The following is a 23327-nucleotide window of genomic DNA, read 5'->3' on the forward strand; positions in this document are numbered from 1 at the left end:
TATCAGTTGACACATACAGCATAGGTGAGTCACTAATAATATAAAAGTCAGTGTGAAAAATTTGACAGGAAAATGAGGGGTTGGGAAGTAAAAAAATAGCCAGCCTCTTTAAAGAGACTGGCTGGATCATCTTTATAAGTTAGGAAACCTGGAATCGCATTACCTGAATTTTGAGTTTGGCACTTAAGTCTGCAATTTCATTATTGGCTGATGATATTTGTTGAGAAGCCGTGGCATTACTCTCTGAAATAATCTGAATATTGTGGACGTTGTTGTTCACTTCCTCGACAACGTAGCTTTGCTCTTCAGCTGCTGTGGCGATTTGAGCATTCATTTCAGTGATGGATGAAACGACAGAAGTGATGCTATTCAATGATTCGGTTGCCTGGCTGGTTTTCTCAGCCAAAGCACTGACGCTGAGCTTATTGGAATTCATTGAGTTAACTGCGTCGTCAGCATTGGACTGTAATGTGGCGATAAGCTGTTCAATTTCCAATGTTGATTCTTGTGTCTTTTGCGCCAGTGAGCGAACCTCATCTGCAACAACAGCAAAGCCTCTGCCTTGTTCTCCAGCACGAGCAGCTTCTATAGCGGCATTCAATGCCAGTAAATTCGTTTGTTCGGCGATGCTTTTAATCACGTCTAACACTGTTTCAATGTTGACACTACCTGTTTTGAGCGTTTGAATAACGCCTGAAGAGTGCTCGATTTCATTCACTAAACGCTCGATGGATTCAACCATCTGGTTGATCACCAGCTGCCCAGAACGTACTTCACGATCTCCATTGGATGCCGCCAGCGAAGCTTGTTCAGTATTGGTGGCGACTTCACGAACAGTGGCTGTCATTTCATTGATGGCAGTAGCTACCAGGCTGGTTTCATTTTGCTGTTTGAGAATGTTCTGTGTGGAGTCTCTTGTCACACTGGAGGTTTCTTCAGCAGCAGTAGATAGATGTTCAGTTGCCAGTGCAATTTCTCTTATCAGTTGTTCTAATTGGGCGACAAATTGATTGAAATTATCCGCAAACTGACCCAGCTCATCCTTGTTATCAATATCGATACGTAGGGTCAGGTTACCATCAGCCACTTTGTCCATAACGCCTTTCATTTTTTCAATGGGGTTAACGATGCCCTGCGCGAGTTTGAAAGAAATAAATATGCCAGCGATAGCCGCAATGGCATAGACAAGGTAGCTAAAGCGCTCTGTTTTGATGATATTGGTTTTTGCCTGTTCTCCCTGCTCAATCATTGACTTAAACACACTGTCTTTCAGAGCCTGCGTTTTACTGGAAATGATAGGGCCATTTGTGTCCAACACATTATTGATAGCATTGTTTCTTTTTGTAATAGCTGCGACTAACTCGATAAAACCGTTTTTATACGCTTCGATTTGTATGGCTGCTTCACGGGCAGACTGCAAGCTTTGGTTGTCTATTGTGTTGGCGAGTAATTCTTCTAACCATTGTTGGGTGGATTTAAGTTCTTTTTGAGCTAGGTTGTTATCATCAATACTATTGGTATCTAAATATTTGAAGACATAGAGTCGTGATAATAAAAAAGACTTAAGTGTTTCCCCTGCATAAAAAGTGGCTTCGATATCATAGTTATCGTGGGCAGAATTCAGTATGCCATCTAAACTTTTTTCAGCTAACTTCCCATTTTTATTTAAGTTGTCATAAACGATGTTATTTCTGATGGACATGTTAGCGACAACATCATTATGAAAAGCTTCATCATAACGACTGTTTAATTCATCAATTTCATTAATCAGCTTGACGCGATCTGATGCTTTAATGTCTGTCTGAGCCGTAGTAATAAGCTGTTGTAATTCGTCAGCTATCGACTTAAATTTTTCTACATTACTGTTATCGGAAGTCTTGATATAGTTTTTCACCTGCAGCCTTTTCTCATTCACTTTGTTCATGATTTGGGCAGCTAAATCCGTATCCGGTGCTAAGTTGTAAACAACATCATCAATGTTATTAGAGACAGTTTTGAGGTTTGTTGTGATGACGATGAGTAGGATAGTGAGCATCACAGTCATGACAGCAGGTGGAATCATCGATTTTTTCATCACTGATGCATTGTGATAAATGTTTCCTATGCTCATATTTACTCCTCGAGAAAACGGCTGTAGTTGGCAAGACATGGTTGATAACTACCTTTAATCCTTAACGACCTTAAAAAATGAAAATTTAGTAATTTAATGATGAGTTTTGTTAATCCAAAGCTAACTAGCTAATAGTTAGGGGAAAAGTATTAAAGTTGACTGCAATTAATCTACAAGCACAATCGCGACTTTAGATTATGAAGCTTTGTTTCTTCTTGCTATATTAGGCTTAGCCTGTTTTATAACAACGGAGTTGGACTATGGCTTCAGTGAGTTTGTCGGATTTGTCGATTGTTCTAGTAGAGCCATCTTCAACCCAGCGGAAAATTATTGTCACCCACCTGCAACAGGCCGGTGTATATAACATTGAGGGTGTGGCTTCCGGTATGGAAGCATTAAAAATCATGATGCAATACCCACCAGATCTGGTGATTAGTGCTTTGCATTTACCGGATATGGATGCAGCAAAACTGATTGCATTAGCTCGTAAGATCAAAAGTGAAACCAATATTCACTTTATGCTGGTCTCTAGTGAAACCCGTTTTGAGGAATTAGACGATGTTCGCCAAGCTGGAATTGTGGCACTGCTGCCAAAACCCTTCGATAGTCATGATTTAGAAAAAGCCCTGGCAACCACCATTGATTTCATGGAACCTGCCAGGCTTGAGTTAGATAACTACGATATTACAGCACTTAAAGTGCTGGTCGTTGACGATAGCCTGACTGCCCGAAACCACATTACTCGTGTGTTAAAAAATCTGGGGATGAGTGATATTTCCAAAGCAAATGATGGCAAGCAGGGGGCAGAAGCCGTTAAAAATAATGAGTTTGATCTTATTTTTACCGACTTGAATATGCCCAATATGGATGGCAAACAATTAGTGGAATATGTGCGTAACGAACTTAATAATGCGTTTATTCCCATTATCATGGTCACCAGTGATGACGATGCTGCCCGTTTGGGTGAAGTGAAAGCCGCAGGTGTCACCGCCATTTGTGATAAACCCTTTGAACCGGAAGCAATACGCCAATTATTAGTCAGGGTGTTTGATGCGGATTAATTTATCTGCCACGTAAGTCTTTTTCTTGGCTTAGATAAAAAACTCGTTCTGAATCGATGCCATAGGTTACTTTTAAGTAACTAAGTCTCTGAAAAGTGCCGTCTTGCGGCACTTTTTTTTCGCTCTTACGATGTTTCCAACAAGCAATGTAATTCCATTGTTTTTCATTATTTAAAAAGATTAGAGGAAACGATAATGGCGGGTAGATTAGACAATAAAGTCATTTTAATCACAGGTGCTGGTGGTGGGCTGGGTAGTGAGCAGGTCCGGATGATGGCAAAAGAAGGGGCAAAAATTGTTGCTGCTAACTTAAAGCAAGATCCGATCATTGCTGAAGAACAACCTGCTGATGCCCTCTGGAAAAAGACGCTTAATCTGGTTAAAGAAATAAACCAGAATGGCGGTGAAGCGATTGCTGTCGCACTTGATGTTACTCAGGAGCAAGACTGGACTGATGCAGTAGCGGAAACCGAAAAGCGGTTTGGTCGACTGGATGTGTTAGTCAATAATGCCGGGATTTATTACCACGCTGGCTTATTAGAGCACACCATAGAAAAGTTTTATCAGATAGTGAATATCAACCAGCTAGGTGTTTTATTAGGCATGAAAGCAGCAGTACCGGCGATGAAACGTGCTGGTGGTGGTTCGATAGTCAACTTTGCTTCCATTTACGGTATTGCCGGGGCTGGTGTTTCAACCGCCTACCAGAGCACAAAAGGCGCTGTGCGTTTAATGACCAAATCAGCGGCAATGGAGTTTGTCGGCGACAATATCCGCGTCAATGCGATTTGTCCGGGGATGTTTGATACCAACTTATTTGAAAGCAGTGTGCCAAAAGAGGAATGGGAACCGCTTATCTCAATGGTGCCGATGAAACGCTTTGGTAAACCTCACGAAATCGCTTACGGCACAATTTTTCTGGCCTCTGATGAATCATCATTTATGACCGGCACAGACTTAGTGATTGATGGTGGTTATACCTGCCCATAGTTTTCTTAAATATTCTATGAAGCGTCTTAAATAGCCTGAGCAATGATTCCATCATTAATCGCTCGGGCTATTATGCGCTTCTCTAATGGGCCCTTGTGCTAATACCCAGGCGATGACTAAGAAAGTCAGCATGCCCAATAGGATGCTCTGAAAGGTCACGCCGGCATCGATCATAAAGCCCAAAAATGCCGGTGCGATACCGGTAGAAAACACTAAAAAAGCGGATTTTAATGATCGTACCTGACCCAGGTGATCACGTCCCCACAGCCGAACTAATAAGGTATCACCGATAGGGGAGGACATACCCAGAGCGGTGCCCGCACCGAGCATTAATACCCAGATCCCGATATCACCTCCGATGGTCGCTGCAAATAATAAGGCCAAAGCAAATGGCACTAAATAAAGTTTGGCGAGTGTGGTGGCCCCGTATTCATCAATCCAGCGACCACCTAATAATGCACCTGGGAATCGAGCAATACCGAGACCAGTTAACGCCAGTGCATAAGTGGTTGGGCTGGCTAATAAGTCGAGAGTCATCTGAGCCTGATAGATAAAAATACCGGTCAGGGTAATAGGCAATACCATCAGCATCGGTAGCAATAACCAGAAACGCAGATCGCGAGTCGGGCTGGGGCCCGCGTCTTTATGTTGTTTGTTTTCATGCTTTTGACGCGGAGCTGGCGGCCAGTCAACAAATAGAATCAGTAACACCCACAGCACAATAAGCACAGCAAGAATACTCCACCAGACTTGTTGCCAGCTGTAGCTGACGGCCATCAAAGCAATAATGGGCGGTAAGATGATTTCACCGGTAGGCATGCCTAAAGTGACAAGTCCTAGGGCTTTACCACGATTGGTTTTAAATTCGCGTCCGGCAAGGGTGCTGCCAAAGTGAGTCATTAAGCCCTGACCACATAAACGTTGTAGACCCAGCCCGAAAATACATAAGCCCCACCAGGGAGAAAGGGTGAGCATTAATACGCCTATGGTCAGTGCAGTAAGTACGCTCAGCACGTAACGCCGGGGAGCTATCCAGTCAATCTTGGGACCAAAATGCATCACCAGAAAACCACTTATCATGGTAATGACAGCATAGAGTGATCCAAATTCACCGGCAGAAATATTGAGATATTCACTGATATCGGTCCTGAACAGGCCAATAAAAAAGCTTTGTCCCAGATTACCGGTAAAAACCGCCAGGTAGGCTGCTGCAATCAATCCAAAATGATTTTTTAACAATCCGGCGTAGCTCAGTCGGATATCAGAGTCCATAATAATTCCTATTTGAAATGCGTCTGGTTAGTCATGGTCTTTGACAAAGAGTAGGGTTATTCTACCAGTGTGACAGGCGATGGAATCATCACGATTTATTCACTGTCATTCATATGTAGTAATTTGTGTGTGCTTTGCTGAATTGGTAAGGTTGTATACCATTATCTTTTTCACAATATTTAATCTGGCCTAATTTGGGAGTGCTTTGTGCCAAACGTTTTAATAACGAATTCTCTAACAAAATTCTTATTTCTTTTTATTTTCACGATAGCGGTTTCATTACCTTCCATCACAATGGCAAATACCGCAGCACAGGAAGCACAAGCTTCATCTGGCAGTGAATCTCAATCAGATGTATATCGAAGTTTAGCGAATATTATCGAAAATCCTGATTCTCGCGATAAGTTGATCAAAGAGCTAAAAGATTTATCCGAAAATGCGGATAAAACGGGCACTGAAACTTCATCTGCTGAGAAAGCAAAAGCATCTGAAAAGAAAGTAGATGATTCGTTTGCTGCAGCCATCGCTGAAAAAAGTCAGACCGTTGTGCAAACCATGATGTCGACGTTAACAGGAAGTTGGCAGGCACTGACTTCAATCTGGGATGGCACAGATAAAACCACTAAAGGCTGGTTCTCGGATTTAATCTCAGTGGCGATTGTCGCGGCTGCCACCATTGCCAGTTTTATTTTGTTTCGCTTACTGGCCCGAATCATCTTCCGTAGTACCAATCAATTTGCCTTACGTGAACACAATACCCATGCGCTGGTTATCAAAGTCACCGCGGTCATCATCGCTACCGTAGTGGATGTCGCCGTAGTTGCATTTGCGTGGCTTGCCGGATACGGCGTGGCTCTGTTGGGTGTCGGAAAAATGGGTGAAATCGCGGTTTCTGAAACCTTATTCTTGAATATTTTCCTGGCAGTGGAATTAACCAAAGTGGTTATCAGAGCGATCTTTGCGTCCAGAAACGAAGGGTTACGTTTATTAAGTTTGTCCTCGGAAACAGCGCGTTACTGGTCTAGCTTCTTCTCAACAATCGTCTCATTGGTGGGTTATGGCACGTTGTTTATCGTGCCATTCCTTGCCATGTCAATTTCAGAAAGCCTGAGTCAATTAGCGAATTTGTTTATTGTTCTGTTTACGGTGATTTTTGCATTAAGTGTGGTTTTGCGTAATAAAAACAGAGTGAGAGAGCAGTTGATTGCTACAGCGAAACATAGTCATTTTGGCGTGAATGATGTCACCCTCCGCGTACTGGCGAAAACTTGGCATTGGTTTGCCATTGCCTACTTTTTAGTGCTGGGTGCAGGTTTACTCGTTAATTCTGAAGAAGCCTTACCCATCATATTATTAGCCACACTGAAAACGGTGATCGCTGCATTAGTAGGTATGGGGATTATCGCTTTACTGGATATGGCAGCGAGCTATAGCATCAGACTGCCTTATATCCTCAACCAGCACTTAGCCAATGCAGAGGCACGAATAAACGAGCAACTGCCTCGGGTATTCAAAGTGTTCAAACTGATTGTTGTAATGCTCATTATCAGCACAATTCTGGATGCGTGGGGCATCGTTAATTTAGCTGCATGGCTTGCCTCACCAGTGGGTATGCACGTGATTACCTCAGCCATTTCGATTTTCTTCATTATTGCGGTGGCCATGTTGACCTGGATCGTGTTGGCAAGCTGGATAGAACACCGCTTGAATCCGGAACAAAGCGGTCGCATGCCCAGCGCCAGAGAGAAAACCCTATTAACGATTTTCAGAAACGCGATTGCGATCACTATTATTGTGATGACGACGATGATTGTGCTGTCTGAAATTGGTATCAATATCGGTCCTTTGATTGCTGGTGCAGGTGTAATGGGCTTAGCGATTGGCTTTGGTGCCCAGAAGCTGGTGCAGGATGTGATTACCGGAATATTTATCCAGTTAGAAAATGCGATAAATACCGGAGATGTGGTCACTGCTGATGGTATTACCGGTGTAGCAGAAAAACTGACCATTCGTTCTTTAGGCTTACGTGATTTGTCGGGCACTTTCCATATTATTCCGTTCTCATCTGTCGGCACGGTATCTAACTATATGCGTGAGTTTGCATACCATGTGGGTGAGTATGGTGTGGCCTATCGTGAAGATACGGATGAAGTGATCGTTAAATTACGTGAAGCCTTTGCTGAGTTGATGTCGGATGATGCTAATCGTTCACAAATCCTGACAGAAGAACTGGAAGTACATGGGGTCACTGCTCTGGCAGATAGTTCAGTCAATGTGCGTGTCAGAATCAAAACCTTACCGGGCAGTCAGTGGAGTATCGGTCGTGCCTATAACCGTTTGGTTAAACGTCATCTGGATGCGGCGGGTATCGAAATTCCATTCCCACATCTTACTCTATACTTTGGTGAGGACAAACAGGGTAAAGCACCTGCGGCGCCACTGCGTATGGTGAATGAGGTGGAAGTGAAAGAGCTGTTTAATGATGATACTGATCATCAACAGCATTCAGACTCACATCATGAAAAAGCTGAGAAACGTTCAACGTCGGCTAAACCCAATCCCACCCGGAAAGGGGACTTTGACGACATAGATTGAGTTTAAGGTTTAAGCCATAAAAAAGGGCTGACATTGAAAGATGCCAGCCCTTTTTCTTTATCGATACACGTATTTATTCTTTAACAAAGGTGCCGCGATCGACATCGGCCATGACTTTTTGTAAGTCGGCTGAAGTTAAGCCTAAAGCGTAACCTAATACGCCACTGCCAATCACCACATTATCAAACTGAGTGACGCTCTCATCGAGTAACACTGTCACGCTATCAGGTAAAGCAATCGGTGGCACAGCACCTACCACGTAGCCAGTCGCTTCTGGCACTTCATCAAACTCGGCCATACGCAGTTTTCGTTCTTCGAGATGTTTTCTTAATATGCCCCAATCTGCACGACCACCACCGGCCACGGCCAGCAGCACATAATTGTCCGAACCCGTTTTAAACAGCAGACTTCGTACCACAGATTTCGGATCGTGTCCCTGACTGCTTAACAGCTCTTCCAAATTACGCACTGGTTTTTTATCTTCGGTTAAGGGGATTTCAATCACTTCAAACGTAATACCTTGAGCTTCAAGTAAATCAGTGACGGGAGAAGAAATCGGCGTACTCATTGTGCCTCCTGTAAAAGCCTTAATTAAGTTTTGATTTTAGTGGTCAGTGTACAGTGAAAATGAGATTTTTGAAGTAGTTGTATTTGTTGGGTTTCATGCTTCAACCCAACCTACGAAAGAGAATTTTTTTATTGTGTAGGTTGGGTAGAGCGCTAGCGAAACCCAACGATGCATGATTTTCTTTTCGATATGACCTTAATAATGATAACGGCAGGAAATAATGGTGATTGCGTCGTCATCCACGGCATAGACTAATCTATTTATGTCATCAATTCGCCGTGATCAAAAGCCAGATAAATTTTCTTTTAACGCCTCAGGTTTACCGATACCTTCAAATGGAAAGCGTTTAATATTAGCAATCAAATTATTGATTCGTTTCAGTGTTTTTTTGTCTTGTGTCTGCCAATATAAATAGCTACTCGATGCTTCATCTGTCCATGTCAGCAGTCGTTTACTCATCCAGTAGTTCCCGTTGTATCGCTTTTCCCTGTCTATACTGGGCAATGGATTTATTCAGATGCTCAACGTTTGCGGGTGAACGAAGTAAATGAACGGTTTCCATTAGGCTATTGTAATAATCTAATGACATCACCACCGCATCCTGAGAGTCTCGACGTGTAATAACCGTGGTGTCAGCGTCATTGATAACCCGATCTAAAACAGCCTTCAAACTATTACGCGCTTCGGTAAAAGAAACAATTTCCATAACACCTTAACATGTACAACTTATTGGAAAAGTATGGGTGGTAATGTAATACATGTACAGAAAGTTGTTCAACTCTATGTCTTGGCGAAAAGGACTGATATATAAAAAGAAAACAGGGAGAGGTTCAATGATTATCTGTTACGAACGAGCCCGGTGAGTTGTTGCTCTGAATCAATAATATTGAAGTGTTGTAACCATTGCCGTGCATCATCAGCATCTTGTTCAAACCAGGCTTTGGCACTGCCTAGACGAAAGCTGTAACCCCAGCGATCCATATCTCTGAGCATACGAGCCCGGCCCATTTGCTGGAGATGACCGGCTAACAGAATTTGCAGATAACAGACGCCGTTTTCTTCGTCGTAGTCACCTTCAGCATCGGTATGTAAGTTGGCTCGACGCTCTGGGTCCATACAGATATAGTGTCCCGCTTCATGCAAGACAGAATGAACCGGTGTATCTGCACGGACGATAAGTTTATTGCCAATTAAACCCGCTTCACGTTCACCAAAAAAGCTGCCGGGAATCGCTTCGTCGGCTGAGATTTTTTCTATTTCCAAGCCGTATTGGCTGAGTAAATTCTGTAGTTGCTGCAACATAAACTCGTTGCAGTTAATCACATCCGTCGGATCAGACACGTCGTGAGTCACCGATGATGTGATTGATAACAAGGCCTGCCAGCGTTAACCCAAAGATGGATGGCATATAACTCACCGTGCCATTCACTGCACGCGCCCGACCACGGCTGACAGGTTCCGGTGGTAGCGGAGGAAGAGGCGCTTCCAGTGAGTACACCGTTTGAATACCTCTACCAACACCACGTTTGCGTAGTTGACCACGCAGGTGTTTGGCAAGTTTACAAATGGAGGTATCCATTAAATCACCGGTTTTGACTTGGGTGGGATCGAGTTTTCCGCCTGCACCCATGCTAGCAAATACGGTCATTTCATTACGCCAGGCGGTTTCCAGTAATGCGGCTTTACTGCTTAAGCTGTCGATGGCGTCAATGACGACGTCATAACCTTGAGATAAAACAGTCGGAATAGATTCGGGTGTTAAAAAGTCGGTGATTAAGGTGACCTGGCAGTCCGGGTTAATATCTTTAATACGATCCGCGATGACGTCTGCTTTTAATACATCCACCGTAGAACGGAGCGCAACAAGCTGGCGATTCATATTGGAACCTGACACCACATCATGATCAACGAGTGTCATTTTACCCACACCCATTCTGGCTAACGCTTCCGCTGTGTATGAACCGACACCACCAATACCGGCAAGAAAAATATGGCTGTTTTGCAGCTTTTCGATACCTTCATCACCAATCAAAATGTGAGTACGTTCGAACAGGGGATTGGAATGTGCCATGCGTGTTCCTTAAAACCAACGAATCAGGGCTGCCTATTTTCCGCAAAATCACGCGGCTTGGCAAAGTGACTTAGCGCTTGGGAATAAAAGCTTTTATTTGTTTACGTAAGGAAGAGAGCGTCTGTTCATCCTGCTGGCGGTAACGCCATGCTGTAAACAGTGAGGTAATTTTATCGATTTGATGGTGATATTCGGGCAAAGTCGCTTGCGCGCGTCGGGCGAAATCTTGTGGTCCCTCATAGTCTGCTTTTTCTATAGCTAGTCTGGCAAGCTTTTTACAGAATCGCTGATACAAGGCTACCCCTGGATCGTGATGCGGTCGTTTAAACCAGACGCTGAGCAGCATGACCAATCCGGTCAGAACAAATAAAAGCGTCAACACAACAGTCATTTTTTGCCAGTTGGGATTGGACATACCGAGTTTTGATAACAGCTCAAGCTGACGTTCTGGCCCGAATGACACGACCCACATATCCCAGGCGGTATTAAACGCATTCCAGTTGTTTTTCAGACTATTCCAAGCGGCGACGAGTTGGTTATTTTCACCCAGCATCGCTGGGGATTGTCTGCCTGGTGGTAACAGCCGACCAATGCCTTGTTCAATTCGTTGTTGAGATACTGCGGACGTGGGGTCGATACGTAGCCAACCTTGCTGAGGCAACCAGACTTCTGTCCAGGCGTGAGCATCACGCTGTCTGACAGTCAGCACATCATCTACAGGGTTAACATCGCCGCCTAAATAGCCTGTGACAATCCGAGCTGGAATACCTGCTGCCCGCATCAACACGGTAAAGCTGGCAGCGTAGTGTTCGCAGAAACCCTCTTTGGTGTTGAATAAAAACTGATCGACGGTATCGCCATTTAATCTTGGCGGGCTTAATGAATAAACAAAACCGTCGTTTTTAAAAAATGCTAAAGCAGTGTTGATGTACTGCTGAGGTGTGTCGGTCTGTTGTTGCCATTGTTTTGCCAGAGCAAGTGTCTGGGGATGTTTGCCTTCAGGTAATTGTAATGCCGCATGAAGGTTCGGTTCTGCCGCTGCATTAAAGGTATAAGACGGGCTAGATGTCAGCGAATATTGCGTGCGTTGTTTTATCGGCTTAGCACTGTTTAATTGTCCATCGCTGGTGAGATGGCTTGCCAGGATTTGTGGCTGTTCTGTTGGAAAGTCGAGGGCGAATAACCAGGTTTTATTGTGTGGTTCCAAGGTCATCTGATAGCGGTATGACGATCCTGAAATCTGAATATGGGGTTGTTGTAACTGTGATTGTTTTTCTGTCATTGGCGACCAGACGGTGCCATCTGTTTTCCACAAAACGGGACCACGCCAATACAGTTTTGCACTTGGCGGAAGCTCATTGTCAGTAAACTTCACCCGAAACGCGATGGCGTCAGACTGAATAAGCTGACTGATTTTACCCATTTGGATCTGATCATTAATGCCTGACATTCCCTGTGATGGCGGTAAATCACCTAAGGTCAGTTGCTCTGTCATTTGAGCAGACTGACTGGCATTAGCATCTTGTGGTAAACCCCAGATTGGGCCAGAGATTCGCGGGAATAACACAAACAAAAACAGCATCATTGGTGTGGCTTGCAACACCAGTTTGCTGGATAACCATAAGCGCTGCTTGATATTGAGTGCGCTTGCCTGACTGTTCACACTGAGTAAGCAATACCCCAGAGCGATGACAACAATCAGCATTAACATCACCATAAATACACTTTGGCTATAAAAAAAGTTGGTGATAACTAAAAAGAAACCCAGGAAACAGCTGAGGTAAAAGTCAAGTAGAGAGCGTATTTCGACGACCTTAAACGCCAGCATCATAGTCAGCAAAGCAGCGCCTGCATCACGGCCAATCGTGAGTCCAAATTGAGCGATAAGTATGGCAATGGTGAGTAAGGCGATACTATTGTGTAACACTTTTAACCAGCGGCTGGCTGTCGGCAGTGGCCAACTTTTCCAGTGATGTAATAAGCGCCAACTGATCATGATGACAAACATCATGCCCACCCACGCCGGTTGGTAGATGATGTGTGGAATCGCGCCGATAGATAAGGCGATGATTAATGCGTTTATCGTGGATTGTGGTGGCGACAAATCAGCTTTTTTCATCAAACAATGCCAACTGTTTTAAACAATGCTGCTGATGTGATGGGCCATGTGAAGGCGATACTTTGGTTTGAGGTAAGATCAAGCCATAACGATCGCCTTGTTGTTCTGCCTGACAAATCCACTGGCAGAGCTGAGATAATTTTTGTTCAGTGTCTTTCAGATCCATCACATCCTCCCAGCGAAATAACAGCTCTCGGCCTTGTGGAGAGGAGAATTGTTTACTGCGCATCTGATCATCACGTGCCATCGCTTTCCAGGCGACTCGATGCAGGGCTTCACCTTCACGATAAGGTCTTAAACCAGCAAAATCATCTTCGCCATGCTGTTCTTTGTGATGTGACTCCTGGCCAGTCTGATTTGTTATCGGAAGTGGCTTTTGACCTTCAGGGCTAGGGTAAACCAGCACCTGAGCCGTGGTTTCATATAATGTCCAGCACTGAAACAGGCCCAAAGGGTAAAAACTGACAAGGCTGAGGGTATTTAATGACTGCCAACCACGCTTTTGCGTTGGAATGCTCAGGGTTGATGACTGGTTATTATTGCCATCAACGATATCTAATAACTGCAGTGATTGATAACGTTTGATAAATGGCCAACGTGACTTCTTGGCACTGCTTTTATGCCGCACCTCAAGCTGATAACTGGGATAAGGTTTGTGGTTGGTGGTAGTCAATCGAAACTGTGCTGGCTGGCCGCTAAAAACAGGATCGAGCCCCTGTACATTGACGCTCAGCCCTTTGATATTGCGGTGACTGTGGTGCATGGCAACCTGACCCAGGCCGACCAGTAAAAAACACAGTAAATACCCCAGGCTGTTATTGTAGTTAATCGCTCCCAGCAACATGATTAGCAGCAATACGACATACGCATAGCCATACGCTGACGGCATGATAAAAATCCGTTGCCTTTGACGCTGCTGCCATTTCTGCCAGAGCTGAGTCATGCTGTTAACCATCGTTAAGGAATAGGGACGTGTTGAATTAAGCGGTCTATCCAGTCTGGCTTTTGTGTTTCATCAATTAATTGCAAACGATGATTGACCACACTAGGTAAAACGGCTTGTACATCTTCGGGCAAAACATGATCGCGACCTGCAATAAACGCCCAGGCTTTTGCTGCACTGAGTAAACCTAAGCCGGCTCTGGGAGACAGACCATGGTGATAATGACCGGACTCACGCGTGTGCTGCAGAATTTTTTGCAGATAATCAACCAGCGCATCAGACACAATAACTTGGCTGGCTTGCTGTTGCAGTGCCAGTAATGATTCCGCTGAAGTGACCGCCTGAAGCTGTTTTAACAGCTGACGACGATCTGAGCCCATCAGTAATTGTCGTTCCGCTTTAGCATCGGGATAGCCCAGCTCAATCCTCATCAGGAAACGATCCAGCTGGGACTCAGGTAAGGGAAAGGTGCCAATCTGATGGCTGGGGTTTTGCGTGGCAATCACAAAAAATGGCTCAGGCAGATTTAAGGTTTCGTTATCTACGGTGACTTGCTGTTCTTCCATGGCTTCAAGCAGCGCACTTTGGGTGCGCGGTGAGGCGCGGTTCACTTCATCAGCAAGAATAAACTGAGTAAAAATTGGTCCGGGATGAAAATGGAATCTGGACGATTCACGATCATAGACACTGATACCAATAATATCGGCTGGCAACATATCGCTGGTAAATTGAATGCGCTGAAAAGTCAGTCCCATGGTGGCCGCAAGCGTGTGAGCGAGCGTGGTTTTGCCTACACCGGGCAGATCTTCAATCAGCAAATGGCCTCTGGCTAACAGACACGCCAGTGCCAGTTTTATAGGTTGTTGTTTTCCAATAATAATGTCGTTAACAGTATCTAGAATCAGCGAAATGTCTTTATTTGCCATGGATGTCCCGAGAATTATTTATGGTGTTTTTTAACCTTTGATAGTGCCAACTTATCGTCGTACATGCTAGTTTTAGCATCGTTCACACAATCAACTTTTAAGAGAGAGGAGCTTTTTATGGCCGGTTCAAGTGAAGGCTATCACGAACCTATTGAAGAATTATCCAATGAAACTCGCGATATGCATCGTGCCATTGTTTCATTGATGGAAGAACTTGAAGCTGTTGACTGGTACAACCAACGGGTAGATGCCTGTCATGATCCTGAATTGAAAAAGATTCTGGAACATAATCGTGACGAAGAAAAAGAACATGCAGCGATGACTTTGGAATGGATTCGTCGTCGTGATCCTAAGTTTAATGATGAGTTGAAAGACTATTTATTCACGGAAGGTGAAATTGGTCATCACGATTAAGAAAGATGAAACACTCTCTGGCAGTTGGCTGTGGTAGCCGCTGCCAGCGATTGTTCTGATACCTGACGAAGCTCTGCCAACATGCTTAAAATCATGGGAAGTCGTTCTGGCGTATTTCTCTGCCCTTGATAACCTGCCAGAGGCATATCCGGCGCATCCGTTTCCAGCACGATATGTTTTTCTGGCAATTGAGTAAACAGCGTTTTCAATTTGTTGGCCCGAGGATAAGTAATTGCGCCACCAGCCCCAAATAAGAATCCCAGTTTTTGATAATGCTCTGCCTGCTGCAGGCTGCCATTAAAAGCATGCACAATGCCGCCGGACACCTTAATTTCTCTCAGCAGTTTTAACACTTCATCATGCGCTTTGCGAACATGCAGAATAACGGGTAACTCAAATTCTGCAGCCAGTTTTAGTTGTGCTTTAAACAGCTCGGTTTGTGCTTCTTTGTCGGCATCAGCGATGAAAAAGTCGAGACCGATTTCACCAACCGCAATCGCTTTGTTCTGTGTTAATGCTGTACGTAACTGATCAATATGATCAGGTTTATGTTCTGCCATAAACATCGGATGTAAGCCCAGAGCCAGCCTAAGCGCCGGATACTGGGCACACGTTTTAATGAGTTTTGGCCACTGCGAAACCGTAACGCCAGGCACGATGATCTGTTGGATGCCGGAAGAAGCACATTCAGAAAGAATTTTTTCTCTGTCTTCATCAAAAGCATCAAAATCAAGGTGGCAATGACTGTCTATCAGGTGCATCATAAAGCTATATTAGCAAATGTTAATGGATGACATGATGAACAATGATATAAAACAAGCCAGTCTGCCGCACGAACGAATGATGATCAATCTTGCCTTGTTTCATTTATTACTTCCTGTGGCTGCATTCAGCTCCGGGCATATTGCCTGGATTTTGAGTGTTGCACTGATTGGCGCTTTAGTCAGCATAGGCTGGATTGCCTGGAAAGCCAAGTTTGCTCAATATGATACGGTGTTGATTCAGCAACATTGGCACTTGGCTTGGCGACATGCTCAGTGGTTGCTCATCAGCTACGGTGTGTCTGCTCTGATTATGCTGGTGGCTTGGCTGCTTTCGTCTGTTCAGCCGGATCACAATATGGCGACCATTATGCTTGTGGTGTTTAGCCGAATTGCTGCTGTGCCTATTTTATTGATGGTTTTAGTTTTATTTATGTTGGAAATGACCGCTTTATCTGATGCACGCAAAGGTGCGTAATAATCAATAGGGGAGTCTTTATGTCTGAAACTGATAACACTGCACATCTCGCCAGTCAGCCGCATGAGCGGATGATGTTTAATATCGCTATCTTTCACTTTTTATTACCTGCCGTTCTTTTTGCCACTGAAAATCTGTGGCTGATCTTTGCTGTGCCGATCGCTTGTTCACTGATGATGATTTTATCGATCTGGATTCAAGCGCATAGACCAGCCAATAAAACAGAGCTGGTATTGGCTCACTGGCAGTGTGCATGGCGACGTAGTCGTTTTCTTATCGTGTCCTATGTCGTCTCACTCGTCTTATTTATTATCGCTTGGGCGGTGTTACAAGGACAGGAAGACCCCAATATGCGAATGATTCAGCTTGCTGTTATTGGCTGGTTTTGTCTGATCCCGATTTCACTCACCGTGGTGGGGTTGATTATTTTAGAAACCAGCGCATTAGCGCAAGCCAGAAAAGGCATCATGCCGCAAAAAATGCGGCTGTGATTATTTTTTCAGCGTGGTGACCGTCGCCTGACCTTCACCACGAGGATCGCTTGCCGCACTTAGTGTGCCCTTATGTTTGTCTTGGATGATAATGTGCATATCACCGTACTGGCGTGACAGCGGGCTGATGTGATGACCACGTTGTTTCAGTGCATTCAGTTCCTGCTCACTGAATCCGACATTTTCTACCTGCACTTCATCTGGCAAATATTGATGATGGTAACGCGGTGCGGCAACGATAGCTTGTGCATTTTTGCCTTCGACAAAATCAAGCACGCTGAGTAAAACCATACTGATAATGCGACTGCCACCAGGTGTGCCAGTAATTAATAACTCATCGTCATTTTCGACAAAGGTCGGTGTCATACTCGACAATGGTCGCTTATAGGGTGCGATGGCATTGGCTTCATTTCCTACCAGGCCATAGATATTGGAAGCACCGGAAGGGGCAGAGAAATCATCCATTTCATCATTCAATAAGACCCCGGTACCTTGTGCAACAAAGCCTGAACCAAAGGGGTAATTCACACTTAAGGTCGCGGCCACCCGGTTGCCCTGACTGTCCAGTATGGAAAAGTGAGTGGTGTCTTCACCTTCGATGGCTTTGTCTGCGACATCTGAACTAGGCGTAGCATGGACAGGATCAATCGTGTCACTGAGTTGTTTGCCATAGTCGACTGAGGTTAAGTAGTCAGGAATAGCTACAAAATCAGCATCACCCAGAAAACGACTACGATCTCGATAAGCCCGACGCATAGCTTCGATCACCAGATGACGTTTTTGTGTGATATCTGTATCGCTTAAGTCAAAAGCAGAGAGCTGATTTAATGCATTAACCATCACTATACCGCCGGAAGAAGGAAGTGTTGCAGAGGTGATGGTATAACCTTGATAGTGACCTTTTATAGGCTGTCTGAGTTTGACTTCATAACGCTGTAAATCATCTAAAGTCCAGATGCCACCATGTTGCTGAACAGCTTGCACTAAACGCTGGGCTATCTCGCCCTGGTAAAAACCTGCTTTGCCTTGTTCGGCAATGCTATTAAGAGTATGCGCTAAATCAGGCTGTTTAATGATAGTGCCCGCACTGGGGACTTGCCCATCCTTAAGAAACTGCTGACGGCTGGCAGCATATTGCTTTAATACCGGCAACCGAAAGCGCGCCATATCTGTGTAGTGCTGACCCGCTGCGAAGCCTTCCAAGGCATAACGAATAGCCGGTGCCAGGCTTTGTTTAAGGGGCAGTTTGCCATAGTGTTTGCTTAGATAAACGATACCGGCAGGCACACCGGGAATGCCGGCAGCAAGTGGGCCATTGAGTGAACGTGATTGTTCAAACTCGCCTTGTTTATTGAGATACATATCTGCACTGGCTTTACCCGGTGCCATTTCACGTCCATCTAGCATGATATCTTTATTGGTTTCTGCCTGATGCAGCAACCAGAAACCGCCACCACCCAGACCTGAACCTGCTGGTTCGACTACGGCTAAGGCGGCAGTAACGGCTACAGCGGCATCAAAAGCGTTGCCGCCTTGTTGTAGAATTTCAATACCTGCTTGTGTGGCTAATGGGTGAGCAGTGGCGACAGCAACATCATGTTCGCTAGCCCAGACTGGATTAAACCCTAAACAAAAGCTCAGACAGAGAAGGCGGAGTAGATACATATCAAGCCTTTTTATTGGCTGCCTGACGATCTAATTCGCGACGACGTTTTTTCTCTGCACGATGTTTTTCAACTGCTTCCTGAGTTTCTACACCGATATGAGCTTCACCACGTTGTCTGGCTAGTTGAATTTGCTTTTCGCGCTCAGCATAACGGGCTTTTTGTTCCGGTGTGGTTTTGTCGTAACAATGCGGACAGCTCACGCCTTTTTGATAAAGCGGGCTTTGTTTTTCTTCTTCAGTGATGGGCAGGCGGCAGGCGTGACATTGGTCATAATCGCCCTTTTCCAAGTTGTGATTCACCGTGACGCGATCATCAAACACAAAACATTCACCTTCCCACATGGATTCTTCTGCGGGGACTTCTTCCAGGTATTTCAGAATGCCGCCTTCCAGATGGTATACCTCTTCAAACCCTTGTTCTTTGAGGAATGCGGTAGATTTTTCACAGCGAATACCGCCGGTGCAGAACATGGCGACACGCTTGTGTTTTTCAGGATCCAGATGCGATTTCACATAATCAGGAAACTCTCTAAAGCTCTCTGTTTGTGGGTTAACTGCGTTTTTGAAAGTACCCACCTGAACTTCATAATCATTACGGGTATCGATTAATAACACATCTGAGGCAGAGATCAGTTCGTTCCACTGTTTGGGTTTTACATACGTGCCGACGACTTGTTTTGGATCAATACCTTCTACACCCATGGTGACGATTTCTTTTTTGAGTTTGACCCGGGTACGCATGAAGGGCGCGGTATCCGTGAAGGATTCTTTGTAACTTATCGGGTCCAGTCGCGGATCCTGTTGCAGATAAGCCAGCAAGGCATCGATGGCTTCTCTTGAGCCTGCAACGGTGCCGTTAATACCTTCTTGTGCCAGCAATAATGTGCCACGAACCTCGTGTTCGAGCATGAAATCAAGTAACGGCGCTTTTAACTCGGTGTAATTGTCTAGCGTGACAAACTTATATAACGCACAAACGACAATATGGGACATGGTGTTTCCTGAAACTGAAATAAATCTCGTTATTTTACGTTTATTTAACGTTGCTGTCCTGCTATGAATCATTCCTAAAAAGCCGGGCGAATTTACTGTGTCGGTTTGTCAGTATTAGGGGTAGTATTTTTGTCACACTCAAAAAGCAAATCAGGCAATGAAAAGGGTGTTTGGAGTGAACACAATGACGGACAGGGAACAGCTAAAACAATATAACCTGCAATGGCAGGAGGATGATCAGCGCTGGCAGCAGGAAATTGAACACTGGCAGCACTCAACACAACGTATGGTGGCGCTAATTTACCTTCTGGAAAAATCCTTACCAGAGCATTCATCGAGTATTGAGAAACATAAAAAACGCATTGATGAACATAATGCGGAACTTGTCCATTATGAGTGTGGCCTTGATGAACATTGTTTAACGACTTGCCCGAGTCATATCAATCTGGAAAAACATCAGAAAATGCATCAAAAAATGCAGTTAAGGCACGAGGAAATGAAAAAAGAGCATGAGCGCTTTTCCCGAAATTATCAGAAACAAATGCAGCGTGTCAGAGAGCTGGCAGAGCGATTGCTGAAAGAGTTAGATTAACCTTGCCAGTGCCGCGGACGACCAGTATCCAGATGGATAAAATTGGATTTTGGATAATAACCCACACCGCCCATATTCAACTCCAGTGCTGCCTGACGAAGTTGAGTAAGCTCCACATCAGCTAGGCGCACATCAATCGCTTTACCGACCATATGCAGACTCTTTTTGGCTACACCATCGCTGGTTTTTCTGAGCATGGAATTCGTTTGACTGGAGCGATAACCCGAGATGATTTGAAACGGTTTTTTACTCTCGACTTTTTTATGTAATACGTTAAGTAAATCAATCAGATGTCGGTCGATGGGCATTTGTTCACCAGTTCGATGATCACGCAGAATATAATTAAGCTTCTTTAATGCATCAGTCTGATAAAAACCATTTTCCCAGTAAGTCAGCTCAAGTTTTTCACCGGTATGCAGATTATCAAAAGCAATATGTCTGGGCGGCTGTTTTAGGTTTTCCGCCAGTGATAAAGGCGCTTGTAAAAGCAATGTTGAGGTTAGCCCCCATTGTAGAAACTGTCGTCTTGATGTCTGCATCAGCGTTGTCCTCTGAGATCTTGGCAGAGAGTAGCAGATCCTGAATTAGCGTTGTCGACGTTTAATTAACAGCCACAGAAAAAAAGGGCCACCGAGCAGGGTAGTAATAACGCCGACAGGGATTTCTGCGGGAGCAATAAGCAGTCTGGCAACAGCATCGCACAGAATTAAAAAGCCACCGCCAAACATAAGGGTTGCAGGTGTCAACCAGCGATGATCGGTACCGATTAACAATCGACAGATATGCGGCACCATCATGCCTATAAAACCAATCGGGCCACACAAGGCGACAATGCCACCCACACATAAAGAGGTGGAGAAAAATAACAGGTAACGTACCTGTTTTACTGAAACACCACGACTTAAAGCGATATCGTCACCGGCCATTAACAGGTTTAATTCACGGCTCAGCCATAAAATGGTAGCCGTACTGATTGTCACTATCGGAATAAGCTGTAATAGCGAGTGATAACTGGCTGAACTCAATCCTCCCATCAGCCACCGCATGATCATAAAAGAATCGGTCATATCACTAAGATATTGAATAAACAAAATCAGACTGGAAAAAAAGAAACTGGTAGCGACACCGGTGAGTAGCAAGGTTTCACTGGAAAAACCACGTTGTAACTGGCTGATAAAAAAGACAAAGGTAATGGCGACCAGCGCGCCAATAAAAGCACCTATGGTAATAACGTCAAATCCAAGTAATGTGACATTTAATCCCAAAAATACTGTACAAGCTGCGCCAAAAGAAGCGCCACTGGCGACACCGAGTGTAAAAGGCGTGGCTAAAGGATTATGAAACATGGCCTGAAACACCATGCCACAGAGGGATAAGCCTGCACCGGCAACAAAGGCAAACAACACCCGTGGCAGGCGAATATCCAGCAGAATTTGTTGTTGAACAATCTCATTTTTAATATCACCTAGGCCTATCCAGGGTGCAGCAAAAGCAACGACAAAACTGCTCAGGGTAATAAATATCAGTTTATGCAATGACGTCATGATGTTTCAGCCAGTGCAAATAAGCGCTGATTAGTCGGATGTACAACAAAGGTAAAATCTTGCTGGTAGAGTTGCTTCAGTCGCTGTTTATCGAGTAACTCCGGGCCGCTGCCTTGCCACAAGACTTTTCCTTCGCGTAACGCTAATACCTGTTTATCAGGATGTGCGGCATGATTAATATCATGACTCACTTCAATAACGGTCATCTGATGTGTTTTGTTGAGCTGATTAATCAGCTGATGGATTTCTACCTGATGGTGAGGATCAAGATAGCTGGTGGGTTCATCCAACAATATGAGCGGTGTTTGTTGGCTTAAGGCGGCCGCAATCATCACGCGCTGACATTCACCGCCGCTAAGGGTTTTCATCAGACGTGTGCGAAATGACTGGGTGTCAGTAATCACCAAGGCTTCTTCAATAGCCAGTTGATCTTGCTTGGACCATTCTGATAACGGGGAGTGATAGCTATAACGTGACATCTTCACAAACTCTTCAACGGTGAAAGGTAATTCCCGACCACTGTTTTGCGGCACATAACTCATCAATTGTGCCCGCTCACGTTGTTTGTATTGCTTGATATGACGTTGATTCAGGGTAATTTGACCGGAGTGAGGAGCTTGAATACCCATTAGGGTTTTCAGTAAGGTACTTTTGCCTGAGCCATTGGGACCGACAATGACCCAGTAATCGCCATCAGAGACATCAAGTTGAATATTCTCCAGCAATATTTTGTCCTGGATGTGTACTGAGAGGTTTTTGACCTTAATCATTGAGCTGATGATCCTGCCAGTCTAGTTCTGGATGTAATAACTGCGCCATCTCAGGTAATAATTTAAAGATCCGAGGGCCGGGAATGCTCGCATAATCATGTTCAATAATATAAATCCGCTGCTGTTTTACTGCATTGACATTGCGCAGGGATTGCCATTGCTTGATGACCTGTTTCATATCGGATTGATGATCTTTTTGTTCCGGAAAAACGTCAATAATGGCATCCGGATTCATCCGAATAATCCCTTCTGCTGATACGGAAGGGACTTTAACTGTGGTATCGGTGTATACGTTAACACCGCCGGCAAGTTCAAGTAATTCATTATAAAAGTCATGTTGTCCAGCAATATAAACTGTATCAAGTTGATCGCTATTTACATAGTGAGCGATACCCACCAAGGTTCTGACCGGGACAAGGCCACGGACTTTGTTGTGTACGTAGTCAATCTGAGCCTGAATGCTGGTAAGTAATTTATCTGCTTCGTTTTGCCTGTCAGTCAGATCCGCTATTTTTTGAATGGTTTCTTTAATATCAGCAATCGTCGAGTTATCAAGTACTAAGGTTTTTATTCCTAATTGTTCCAACTGTTGTTGTCGCTGCTGCTGACCGTTTAACATAATGACCAAGTCGGGTTGCAGACGGGTAATGGCTTCAAGGCTGGTATTGGTGTAACTTCCGACGCTTGGTAAAGCTTGAGCTTGTGCTGGATAATCGCAATAATCGGTGACCGCGACAACATGATCTCCCAGGCCTAATGCAAACACGGTTTCTGTCAGGCTAGGGGATAAGGTAATGATCCGCTGATAGTTTTTTACTGTAGATAAAGGCTTCTGTGCATTATCTGCCAGTAGCCAGACGATGCAAAAAATCATTATAAACACGACTAAAGGCCAGAAACGGCGCATAAATTATCCTAAGCACAAATCGGTCATTATAAGGCCTGAATTACAATAGAGAGTAT

At 44.5% G+C, this 23327-nt stretch carries 23 protein-coding genes and 1 pseudogene; 7 read left to right on the forward strand and 17 right to left on the reverse strand.

Going from position 1 to position 23327, the window contains the following annotated elements:
• Window positions 1-139 precede the first annotated feature (139 nt).
• The gene (locus tag AC13DA_RS05260) at window positions 140-2110 is read right to left on the reverse strand and encodes a methyl-accepting chemotaxis protein (protein ID WP_284451808.1); all 1971 of its coding nucleotides are present in this window, start codon (window positions 2108-2110) and stop codon (window positions 140-142) included.
• A 260-nt stretch (window positions 2111-2370) separates the two neighbouring features.
• Between AC13DA_RS05260 and AC13DA_RS05265 the strand changes: the two genes are divergently transcribed.
• Window positions 2371-3171, forward strand: coding sequence for a response regulator (locus AC13DA_RS05265; RefSeq protein ID WP_007145848.1), 801 nt, complete (start codon window positions 2371-2373; stop codon window positions 3169-3171).
• A gap of 195 nt (window positions 3172-3366) precedes the next feature.
• Window positions 3367-4161, forward strand: a complete 795-nt coding sequence (locus AC13DA_RS05270; protein WP_284451807.1) for an SDR family NAD(P)-dependent oxidoreductase — start codon at window positions 3367-3369, stop codon at window positions 4159-4161.
• A 54-nt stretch (window positions 4162-4215) separates the two neighbouring features.
• Here the strand turns inward: AC13DA_RS05270 and AC13DA_RS05275 are convergent, their stop codons facing one another.
• A complete protein-coding gene (locus AC13DA_RS05275; RefSeq protein ID WP_284451806.1) occupies window positions 4216-5433 on the reverse strand; it encodes an MFS transporter in 1218 nt (405 codons plus the stop codon).
• Between the two features lie 207 nt (window positions 5434-5640).
• Here AC13DA_RS05275 and AC13DA_RS05280 point away from each other — a divergent pair, with 207 nt between their 5' ends.
• On the forward strand, window positions 5641-8028 hold the full coding sequence (locus AC13DA_RS05280; RefSeq protein WP_284451805.1) for a mechanosensitive ion channel domain-containing protein: 2388 nt from the start codon (window positions 5641-5643) through the stop codon (window positions 8026-8028).
• Window positions 8029-8101: 73 nt separating this feature from the next.
• Here AC13DA_RS05280 and AC13DA_RS05285 read toward each other — a convergent pair whose 3' ends face one another.
• From AC13DA_RS05285 to AC13DA_RS05320, 8 genes and pseudogenes are all read right to left on the reverse strand, one after another.
• Window positions 8102-8596, reverse strand: a complete 495-nt coding sequence (locus AC13DA_RS05285; RefSeq protein WP_007145843.1) for an aminoacyl-tRNA deacylase — start codon at window positions 8594-8596, stop codon at window positions 8102-8104.
• Between the two features lie 195 nt (window positions 8597-8791).
• Window positions 8792-9055, reverse strand: a pseudogene (locus AC13DA_RS05290) (Txe/YoeB family addiction module toxin).
• The gene (locus AC13DA_RS05295; protein ID WP_284451804.1) at window positions 9048-9302 is read right to left on the reverse strand and encodes a type II toxin-antitoxin system Phd/YefM family antitoxin; all 255 of its coding nucleotides are present in this window, start codon (window positions 9300-9302) and stop codon (window positions 9048-9050) included. Before AC13DA_RS05295 ends, AC13DA_RS05290 begins: the two are co-directional and overlap by 8 nt.
• A gap of 131 nt (window positions 9303-9433) precedes the next feature.
• A complete protein-coding gene (locus AC13DA_RS05300; RefSeq protein WP_284451803.1) occupies window positions 9434-9937 on the reverse strand; it encodes a hypothetical protein in 504 nt (167 codons plus the stop codon).
• Complete coding sequence (locus tag AC13DA_RS05305) at window positions 9930-10667, reverse strand: tRNA threonylcarbamoyladenosine dehydratase (RefSeq protein ID WP_284451802.1); 738 nt, start codon at window positions 10665-10667, stop codon at window positions 9930-9932. The genes AC13DA_RS05300 and AC13DA_RS05305 overlap by 8 nt, the downstream gene beginning before the upstream one ends.
• Window positions 10668-10737: 70 nt before the next feature.
• Window positions 10738-12786 (reverse strand): transglutaminase TgpA family protein, encoded by a 2049-nt coding sequence (locus tag AC13DA_RS05310; RefSeq protein ID WP_284451801.1) that lies wholly within the window; start codon window positions 12784-12786, stop codon window positions 10738-10740.
• Window positions 12773-13729, reverse strand: coding sequence for a DUF58 domain-containing protein (locus AC13DA_RS05315; protein ID WP_284451800.1), 957 nt, complete (start codon window positions 13727-13729; stop codon window positions 12773-12775). The genes AC13DA_RS05310 and AC13DA_RS05315 overlap by 14 nt, the downstream gene beginning before the upstream one ends.
• Window positions 13730-13743: 14 nt before the next feature.
• Window positions 13744-14655: an AAA family ATPase gene (locus AC13DA_RS05320; RefSeq protein WP_284451799.1), complete on the reverse strand. Its 912-nt coding sequence runs from the start codon at window positions 14653-14655 to the stop codon at window positions 13744-13746.
• A gap of 117 nt (window positions 14656-14772) precedes the next feature.
• Here AC13DA_RS05320 and AC13DA_RS05325 point away from each other — a divergent pair, with 117 nt between their 5' ends.
• A complete protein-coding gene (locus AC13DA_RS05325; RefSeq protein ID WP_284451798.1) occupies window positions 14773-15069 on the forward strand; it encodes an encapsulin-associated ferritin-like protein in 297 nt (98 codons plus the stop codon).
• Here AC13DA_RS05325 and AC13DA_RS05330 read toward each other — a convergent pair.
• On the reverse strand, window positions 15066-15833 hold the full coding sequence (locus AC13DA_RS05330; protein WP_284451797.1) for a TatD family hydrolase: 768 nt from the start codon (window positions 15831-15833) through the stop codon (window positions 15066-15068). The two genes, AC13DA_RS05325 and AC13DA_RS05330, sit on opposite strands and share 4 nt — an antisense overlap.
• Window positions 15834-15867: 34 nt before the next feature.
• On the opposite strand from AC13DA_RS05330, the gene AC13DA_RS05335 reads away from it, so the two are divergent.
• Both AC13DA_RS05335 and AC13DA_RS05340 read left to right on the forward strand, forming a co-directional pair.
• The gene (locus AC13DA_RS05335; RefSeq protein ID WP_284451796.1) at window positions 15868-16308 is read left to right on the forward strand and encodes a hypothetical protein; all 441 of its coding nucleotides are present in this window, start codon (window positions 15868-15870) and stop codon (window positions 16306-16308) included.
• A 20-nt stretch (window positions 16309-16328) separates the two neighbouring features.
• Window positions 16329-16799, forward strand: coding sequence for a hypothetical protein (locus AC13DA_RS05340; protein WP_284451795.1), 471 nt, complete (start codon window positions 16329-16331; stop codon window positions 16797-16799).
• Here the strand turns inward: AC13DA_RS05340 and ggt are convergent, their stop codons facing one another.
• Window positions 16800-18464, reverse strand: coding sequence for a gamma-glutamyltransferase (gene ggt / locus AC13DA_RS05345; RefSeq protein WP_284451794.1), 1665 nt, complete (start codon window positions 18462-18464; stop codon window positions 16800-16802).
• Between the two features lies 1 nt (window position 18465).
• The gene (gene trhO, locus AC13DA_RS05350) at window positions 18466-19458 is read right to left on the reverse strand and encodes an oxygen-dependent tRNA uridine(34) hydroxylase TrhO (RefSeq protein WP_273182387.1); all 993 of its coding nucleotides are present in this window, start codon (window positions 19456-19458) and stop codon (window positions 18466-18468) included.
• Between the two features lie 184 nt (window positions 19459-19642).
• Here trhO and AC13DA_RS05355 point away from each other — a divergent pair, with 184 nt between their 5' ends.
• Complete coding sequence (locus tag AC13DA_RS05355; RefSeq protein ID WP_284451793.1) at window positions 19643-20050, forward strand: hypothetical protein; 408 nt, start codon at window positions 19643-19645, stop codon at window positions 20048-20050.
• Here the strand turns inward: AC13DA_RS05355 and mepK are convergent.
• Genes mepK through AC13DA_RS05375 form a run of 4 tightly spaced genes read right to left on the reverse strand, consistent with a single transcriptional unit; the run spans window position 20047 to window position 23271 of the window.
• Complete coding sequence (gene mepK, locus AC13DA_RS05360) at window positions 20047-20589, reverse strand: peptidoglycan L,D-endopeptidase MepK (protein WP_284451792.1); 543 nt, start codon at window positions 20587-20589, stop codon at window positions 20047-20049. The genes AC13DA_RS05355 and mepK overlap by 4 nt on opposite strands.
• A gap of 45 nt (window positions 20590-20634) precedes the next feature.
• Window positions 20635-21594: a FecCD family ABC transporter permease gene (locus tag AC13DA_RS05365; RefSeq protein ID WP_284451791.1), complete on the reverse strand. Its 960-nt coding sequence runs from the start codon at window positions 21592-21594 to the stop codon at window positions 20635-20637.
• Window positions 21591-22364, reverse strand: coding sequence for an ABC transporter ATP-binding protein (locus AC13DA_RS05370; RefSeq protein ID WP_284451790.1), 774 nt, complete (start codon window positions 22362-22364; stop codon window positions 21591-21593). The genes AC13DA_RS05365 and AC13DA_RS05370 overlap by 4 nt, the downstream gene beginning before the upstream one ends.
• Window positions 22357-23271, reverse strand: coding sequence for an ABC transporter substrate-binding protein (locus tag AC13DA_RS05375; RefSeq protein ID WP_284451789.1), 915 nt, complete (start codon window positions 23269-23271; stop codon window positions 22357-22359). The genes AC13DA_RS05370 and AC13DA_RS05375 overlap by 8 nt, the downstream gene beginning before the upstream one ends.
• Between the last annotated feature and the right edge of the window lie 56 nt (window positions 23272-23327).

Source organism: Methylophaga sp. F-2, from assembly GCF_056859315.1.

Bases quoted from the DNA above. Each gene is read 5' to 3' on its own strand.
- AC13DA_RS05260 (WP_284451808.1), bottom strand. From the start codon at position 2,110: ATGAGCATAGGAAACATTTATCACAATGCATCAGTGATGAAAAAATCG.
- AC13DA_RS05265 (WP_007145848.1), top strand. From the start codon at position 2,371: ATGGCTTCAGTGAGTTTGTCGGATTTGTCGATTGTTCTAGTAGAGCCA.
- AC13DA_RS05270 (WP_284451807.1), top strand. From the start codon at position 3,367: ATGGCGGGTAGATTAGACAATAAAGTCATTTTAATCACAGGTGCTGGT.
- AC13DA_RS05275 (WP_284451806.1), bottom strand. From the start codon at position 5,433: ATGGACTCTGATATCCGACTGAGCTACGCCGGATTGTTAAAAAATCAT.
- AC13DA_RS05285 (WP_007145843.1), bottom strand. From the start codon at position 8,596: ATGAGTACGCCGATTTCTTCTCCCGTCACTGATTTACTTGAAGCTCAA.
- AC13DA_RS05295 (WP_284451804.1), bottom strand. From the start codon at position 9,302: ATGGAAATTGTTTCTTTTACCGAAGCGCGTAATAGTTTGAAGGCTGTT.
- AC13DA_RS05305 (WP_284451802.1), bottom strand. From the start codon at position 10,667: ATGGCACATTCCAATCCCCTGTTCGAACGTACTCACATTTTGATTGGT.
- AC13DA_RS05310 (WP_284451801.1), bottom strand. From the start codon at position 12,786: ATGAAAAAAGCTGATTTGTCGCCACCACAATCCACGATAAACGCATTA.
- AC13DA_RS05315 (WP_284451800.1), bottom strand. From the start codon at position 13,729: ATGACTCAGCTCTGGCAGAAATGGCAGCAGCGTCAAAGGCAACGGATT.
- AC13DA_RS05320 (WP_284451799.1), bottom strand. From the start codon at position 14,655: ATGGCAAATAAAGACATTTCGCTGATTCTAGATACTGTTAACGACATT.
- AC13DA_RS05325 (WP_284451798.1), top strand. From the start codon at position 14,773: ATGGCCGGTTCAAGTGAAGGCTATCACGAACCTATTGAAGAATTATCC.
- AC13DA_RS05330 (WP_284451797.1), bottom strand. From the start codon at position 15,833: ATGATGCACCTGATAGACAGTCATTGCCACCTTGATTTTGATGCTTTT.
- AC13DA_RS05335 (WP_284451796.1), top strand. From the start codon at position 15,868: ATGAACAATGATATAAAACAAGCCAGTCTGCCGCACGAACGAATGATG.
- AC13DA_RS05340 (WP_284451795.1), top strand. From the start codon at position 16,329: ATGTCTGAAACTGATAACACTGCACATCTCGCCAGTCAGCCGCATGAG.
- ggt (WP_284451794.1), bottom strand. From the start codon at position 18,464: ATGTATCTACTCCGCCTTCTCTGTCTGAGCTTTTGTTTAGGGTTTAAT.
- trhO (WP_273182387.1), bottom strand. From the start codon at position 19,458: ATGTCCCATATTGTCGTTTGTGCGTTATATAAGTTTGTCACGCTAGAC.
- AC13DA_RS05355 (WP_284451793.1), top strand. From the start codon at position 19,643: ATGACGGACAGGGAACAGCTAAAACAATATAACCTGCAATGGCAGGAG.
- mepK (WP_284451792.1), bottom strand. From the start codon at position 20,589: ATGCAGACATCAAGACGACAGTTTCTACAATGGGGGCTAACCTCAACA.
- AC13DA_RS05365 (WP_284451791.1), bottom strand. From the start codon at position 21,594: ATGACGTCATTGCATAAACTGATATTTATTACCCTGAGCAGTTTTGTC.
- AC13DA_RS05370 (WP_284451790.1), bottom strand. From the start codon at position 22,364: ATGATTAAGGTCAAAAACCTCTCAGTACACATCCAGGACAAAATATTG.
- AC13DA_RS05375 (WP_284451789.1), bottom strand. From the start codon at position 23,271: ATGCGCCGTTTCTGGCCTTTAGTCGTGTTTATAATGATTTTTTGCATC.